The 6639-nt window shown below is 67.4% G+C and carries 1 protein-coding gene; it reads right to left on the bottom strand.

Annotated elements, in window-relative coordinates:
* Positions 1-6639, bottom strand: a 6639-nt coding sequence (locus CA951_RS41965; RefSeq protein WP_143543214.1) for a non-ribosomal peptide synthetase, incomplete at both ends; no start/stop codon positions are given.

Below are 6639 nucleotides of genomic sequence, written 5' to 3'. Positions count from 1 at the left end.
GTGCTGACGGCGGCCCAGGCGGCGGCGAGGTCGGGGACGAGGATGCGCCAGGACACTCCGTCGACCGCGAGGTGGTGGATGACGAACAGCAGCCGTCCCCGGTCGGGGCGGTCCTCGGTGGATTCGAACCAGACGACCTGCATCATGACACCGTGCCGGGGGTCGAGCCTGTCTGCCGCACGGTCTATTTCGTCTGCCACCCGCGCGGCGAACTGTGTGCCGGCGACGGTGGCGACCACGATGCGGGACACCAGAGTCCTGGCCTGAACGACTCCCGCCGGCGGTACCTCGATCACCGGTCCGCTGCCGGGACCGGGGACGCAGAGCCGCGCCCGCAGAATGTCGTGGTGGTCGAGGACTGCTTGTACGGCGCGGGCGAGAGAGTCGAGGTCGAGTCCGGCGGGCGCAATGAGGAGGCCGGCCTGTGAGAACCTGCCGATGTCCGTGCCCCGGTCGAGGAGCCAGCGGGCGATGGGCGTCAGGGGGAAGTTCCCGATCCCCGACCCGGGAAGTTCTTCCAGTTCTACGGTATCGGTCGCATGCGCCACCTCGGCAAGAGCCGCGACCGACCTGCGCTCGAATACATCACGCGGCGACACGAAGACACCTTCGGCCTTGGCCCGCGCCACCAACTGGATGGCCATGATGCTGTCGCCGCCGAGAGTGAAGAACGAATCCTCGACTCCCACGGTGCGGACTCCGAGCACCTCGGCGAACAACCGAGACAACGTCTTCTCCGCCGGGGTGGCCGGCTCCCGTCCGGGTGTGACGTGGCGGGCGAAATCCGGCTCCGGCAACGCCTTCACATCGAGCTTGCCGTTGGCCGTCAGCGGCAGCCGATCAAGGACGACGAGGGCGGCGGGAACCATGTGCGCGGCGAGCTGTGCCCGGGCGAAGTCGAGCACCTCGTCGGCGTCGACGTCTCCGGCGTCCCGGATTGCCGCGGTATCGGGTACCACGTAGCCGATCAGCCGGTCTGCGTCGTGCTCGTCGCGCCGCACCCGGACCACGGCCTGGGCAACAGTGGGATGACGCACCAGGGTGGACTCGACCTCTCCGGGTTCGATCCGGAAGCCGCGTAGCTGTACCTGAAGATCACTACGTCCCAGATATTCCAGTTGGCCCTGTCGGGTCCAGCGGGCAAGGTCCCCGGTCCGGTACATGCGGTGCCCGGGTGCGCCGTCCGGGTCCGCCACGAACCGCGCTGCAGTCAGATCCGGACGATCGAGATAGCCGCGCGCCAGTTGGTGTCCGGAGACGTACATTTCACCGATCACCCCCGGTGGAACGGGATGCAGCCGCCGGTCTCGGACGGAGACCCGCAATCCGGGTATCGCCTGCCCGATCGGGGAGCCCGTAGACGGGGCAGAAGCGGAACGATCGAGCGGCAGTAGGCTGACGTGCACCGTGGTCTCGGTGATGCCGTACATGTTCACCAGCCGCGGGCGACGATCACCGTGTCGGTCGTACCAGCGGGCCAGAGAGCCGACGTCGAGGGACTCGCCACCGAAGACCACGTGCCGCAGTCCCAGGTCATCAGAGCCCGGGGCCCGCCGGTCGGCCTGGACGAGCTGGGAGAACGCGGTGGGGGTCTGGCTCAACACGCTCACGTGTTCGCGGCGCAGCAGTTCGAGGAACATTTCCGGAGACCGGGCGGTGTAGTGATCGACCACCACGACCCGGCCGCCGAAGAGCAATGCACCCCACAGTTCCCAGACCGCGAAGTCGAATGCGTGGGAATGGAACATGGTCCACACGTCGTGTTCGTCGAACCCGAAGCTCGGCTGGGTGTTCGCAAACAATGTCGTCACGTTCCGATGTGAGACCACCACTCCTTTCGGGCGACCGGTGGATCCCGAGGTATAAATCGCGTATGCAACGGCGTCCGGCAGTAGCCGCGCGGTCCGTTCGGTATCGGAGACCGGGCCGGGTGCGATAGCGGCCATGTGGGCCGCGACCTCGGCGGAGTCCAGCAGCACCCGGGGAACGCCGAAGCCTCGCATTGTCGAGTCCTGCTCGCTGGTGGTCACCACACACACCGGCGCCGCGTCCGCGAGCATGAATGCGAGTCGGTCGCGGGGGTTGTCGATGTCGAGCGGGAGGTATCCCGCACCGGTCTCGATGGTCGCGACGATGGTGACGATCAGGTCGATGGACCTGGGCAGCGCGACGGCGACCAGTGATTCCGGGCCGACCCCCAGCGAAATCAAATGGCGTGCCAGCCGATTGGCGCGTGCACTCAATTCGGTGTAGCTCAGGGTGGTGTTCTCGACCGTGACCGCGTCTGCGTTCGGGAAGTGCTGCACGGTCCGGGTGAACCGGTCGGCGAGGGTCGTCTCGTCGTCCACACCTTCCGCACTCCACGCCGTCAGCACCGTGTGACGTTCGATGTCGTCGGTGATGTCGATATCCCCGATCACGAGACGGGGGTCGTGGGTGACGGCGTCGAGTATGCGGATGAGACGCTTCGCGAAATCCTCGATCGTCGGAGGGTCGAACAGGTCGGTGGCGTAGGTGAAGGCAGCGGAGATGCCGGCGGGTTCGCCGCCTGAACCGAATCTCTCACCCAGGGTGAGCTGCAGGTCGAACTTCGCCGCACCGGGTTCGGCGTCCATGACGTCGGCGGTCATGCCGGGCAGCTCGAGGGTGGGGAAGTCGTTGTTCTGGTACTCGAGCAGAACCTGGAACAGCGGTGAATGCGCGGTCGAACGATCCGGGGCGAGCATCTCCACGACTCGCTCGAACGGGAGCTCGGCGTGGGTGAACGCGCCGAGATCGGCGTCCCGTGTCCGGTCGAGGAGTGCGGCGAACGACAGGGCTGCGTCGACGCGCGTGCGGAGCACCAGGGTGCCGACGAACATCCCGACGAGGTCGTCGAGGGCCGGGTGGCCGCGACCTGCGATCGGGGTTCCGACGACGATGTCCGCGCTGTCGCTCAACCGTGCCAGTAATACCGCCAGCGCGGCGTGGGTCGCCATGAACATCGTGCACTCGTGGCGGCGTGACAGCGCCGCCAGTCGGCGGTGTAGGTCGGGGCCGATGTCGAAACGGAACGTCGCCCCGCGCAGGGACCGCTGGACTGGCCGGGGGCGGTCGGTCGGCAGTGGGAGGACGTGCGGGACGTCGGCCAGGGTCTGCGCCCAGAATGCGGACTGCTGGGCGGCGAGGGACTGTGGGTCGTCCTCCGATCCGAGGAGTTCGTGTTGCCACAGTGTGTAATCCGCGTACTGGACGGGCAGCGGTGTCCACTCGGGGGCGCGCTGCCGGATACGAGCGGTGTAGGCGGCGACCACGTCACGAATCAGGGGACCCATCGACTGGCCGTCGGCGCAGATGTGATGGACGACCAGTGTCAGGACGTGAACGTCGGCATCGAGTTCGAGCAGCTGGAGTCGGACGGGAAGGTCGCAGGTCACATCGAACCCTTTCCCGATGAACCGGGACAGGTGAGCAGGCACCTGCTCTGGTGTCACGGAAATCGGGTGAAGGTCGAGCAGTGCTCGCTCGGGCGGGAGCACGTATTGGATCGGCTGGCCCTCGTGCACCGGGTAGAGGGTTCGGAGCGTCTCGTGACGGGCAATGACGTCGGTCAGCGCCTGATGCAGGGCGGTGACGTTCAGGCTTCCGCGGAGACGAAGTGTGACCGGGATGTTGTATGCGGGGGATGCGGTGTCGTACTGATTGAGGAACCACATGCGTTTCTGCGCCGGCGACACCGGAACCCATTCCGGTCGGACCGTGATCTCGAGGGTGGGGCGAGCACGCATGCCCGGTTGCTGTCGCACCGCCGACTGGGCCAGCATGCGGGGTGTGGGGGCGTCGAAGAGTGTTCGGACACCGATGTCGGTGTGCAACGCATTGTTGATGCGGGTCACGGCTCGGGTGGCGCTGAGCGAGTTGCCACCGGCGTCGAAGAAGTTGTCGTCGATGCCGAAGCGCCGGGATTCCACGACCGCCGCCAGGATGCCGGCGATGGATTCTTCGAGGGGTGTCGCCGGTGGCGCAGCGTTCGCCGACGTGGAGGTGCCGGAAGTTGCGGTGACGGCGCCGGCTTCGAGGGCGGCCCGGTCGAGTTTGCCGGCCGGGGTGCGAGGGATCGTCTCGATCGGCACGATCGTTGCCGGAACCATGTGGTGGGGAAGCTGTTCGGTGAGATGGGAGATCAGTCGCGGTGGGTCGACGTCCCGATCGGTGGCGGGCAGTACGTACGACGTCAACGCCGTGTCACCGGAAGCGGTGGTGCGGGGGAGAGTGGCGGCGAAGGCCACGGCGGGGTCGCGGGTGAGCGCGGCGTCGATCTCACCGAGTTCGACGCGGAAACCGCGGACCTTCACCTGGAAGTCGCTCCGGCCGAGGTATTCGAGCGCATGGGCGTCCCTCGTCCACCGCACCACGTCACCGGTCCGGTACATCCGTTCGCCCGATTCGCCGTACGGGTTGGCGACGAAGCGCGCGGCGGTGAGCCCGGCTCGCCGATGGTAGCCACGCGCGAGACCGTCGCCGGCGATGTAAAGTTCGCCGGCGACACCGATCGGGACCGGTTGCAGCAGGCGGTCGAGTACGAGTTCGGCGACACCACGGAGGGGGCCACCGATCGTCACCGGCCCCGCCGCGTTCAGGTCCGAGGTCATATCCGTCGCCACGGTGGCCTCGGTCGGACCGTAGGCGATGAGAAACCGGTGCCCGGGCGCCCACCGCTGCACCAGCGCGGGCGGACACTGCTCCCCGCCGGTCAGGACACAACCGACGTCCGGGACGTCCCGCGGGTCGATCGAAGCGAGTGCGGTGGGAGTGAGAAATGCGTGGGTGACCTTCTCCTCCGCCATGATCCGGCTGAGTTCCTGCCCGCCGTATACGGTTGGCGGCACGATCACCATCGTCGCTCCCACCCCGAACGCCAGCAGGTATTCCAGAACGGAGGCGTCGAAGCTCGGCGACGAGAAGTGCAACACCCGGGACCGGGAGGTCACCCTCGCGCGGTCGCGCAACTCCTGCGCCAGCGCGTTCAATCCGCGGTGCGGGACGAGTACACCTTTCGGCACACCGGTGGAACCCGAGGTGTAGATGGCGTAGGCGAGGCCGTCGACACTCGCCGGCAGGCGGGACACACCGTGCGGGCGCGCATACCGGTGCTGCCGGACCTCGTCGAGGTCGACCCAGAGGACGGTGTCCGGTAGCTCGTCACGATGGCGGGTACGGGTGAGACCGAGTACGGCCCCCGAGTCGGCGAGCATGTGCTCGATCCTGGCGGCAGGATAGGTGGGGTCGACGGGCAGGAAAGCGGCGCCGGTCTTGACCACCGCCCAGACGGCGAGTACCGACTCCGCCGAACGCGGGATCGCGACGGCGACGAGGTCTTCGGGCCCGGCACCGAGTTCGATCAGCGCCGCGGCGAGGCGATCGGACCGTGCCTCGACCTCGGCGTAGGTGAACTCTCTCGCGCCGTCCACCAACGCGACGGTGCTGGGGAAACGGTTGGCGGTGAGGATGTCGGCGAACGTGCGAGGTGAGCCCCGGTGGTCGCCGCGGGCGGGCACGATCAGCTCGAAGTCACTCTCCTCCAGCAGGTTCAGCCGGGCCAATGGCAGGGCGGGATCGGTCGCGATCGACGTGAGAACCTTGACGATTTGACCGAGCAGAGCATCGACGGCAGGGAGGTCGAAGATTGCGCTCTGGAAGAGAATTCGCAGATGTAGCCGAGAGTCTGGAGTGACGGCGAGGGCGAGGGGGTAGTGGGTGGCGTCGGTGCCCTGGACATCGGTGATGTGGAGGCCGGTGGTGTCGCCGGTGGTGAGGGTGGTGGGGTCGAGGGGGTAGGACTCGAGGACGGTGAGGGTGTCGAAGGTGGCGGCGGGTCCGGTGGCGGTGTGGATGTCGGTGAGGCCGAGGTGGTGGTGGTCGAGGAGTCGGGTGTGGGTGGTGTGGGTTCGGTGGAGGAGGTCGGTGAGGGTGTCGGTGGGGTGGAGGGTGATGCGGACGGGGATGGTGTTGATGAACAGTCCGATCATCGTTTCGATGCCGGGGATGTGGGGTGGGCGTCCGGAGACGGTGGTGCCGAAGACGACGTCGTTGCGGTGGGTGTGGGTGGACAGGACGATGCCCCAGGCGGTGTGGAGGATGGTGTTGAGGGTGAGGTTGCGGTCGCGGGCCAGTGACCGCAGGGCCGCGGTGTGTTCCGCGTCCAGGGAAGAGACGAATTCCTCGGGGAAGGTGGATCTTTGGGGGTCCAGCGCTCCACCCACGAGCAGGGTGGGTTCGTCGATGCCGTGGAGGGCTTGTTGCCAGGCGGTGATGCTGTCGGTGGTGTCGCGGTGGGTGAGCCAGGTGAGGTAGTCGCGGTAGGGGGTGGTGTGGGGGAGGTGGTGGTCGTTGCCGGTGGTGTAGAGGTGGAGCAGTTCGCGCAGGAGCAGGGGGGTGGACCAGCCGTCGAGGAGGATGTGGTGGTTGGTGATGGCGAGGCGGTGGTCGGTGGGGGTGTGGGTGATGAGGGTCAGGCGGATCAGTGGGGGGTCGGTGAGGTCGAAGCGGGTGGTGCGGTCGGTGGTGAGGAGGTGGTCGGTGGTGGCGTGGCGGTGGTGGGGGTCGAGGGGGGTGAGGTCGTGGTGGGTGAAGGGCAGTTCGGTGTGGGCGGTGATGATT

Source organism: Rhodococcus sp. NCIMB 12038 (genome assembly GCF_002165735.1).
GTDB lineage: Bacteria > Actinomycetota > Actinomycetes > Mycobacteriales > Mycobacteriaceae > Rhodococcus_F.
This window is presented reverse-complemented; position numbering and strand designations above follow the sequence as displayed.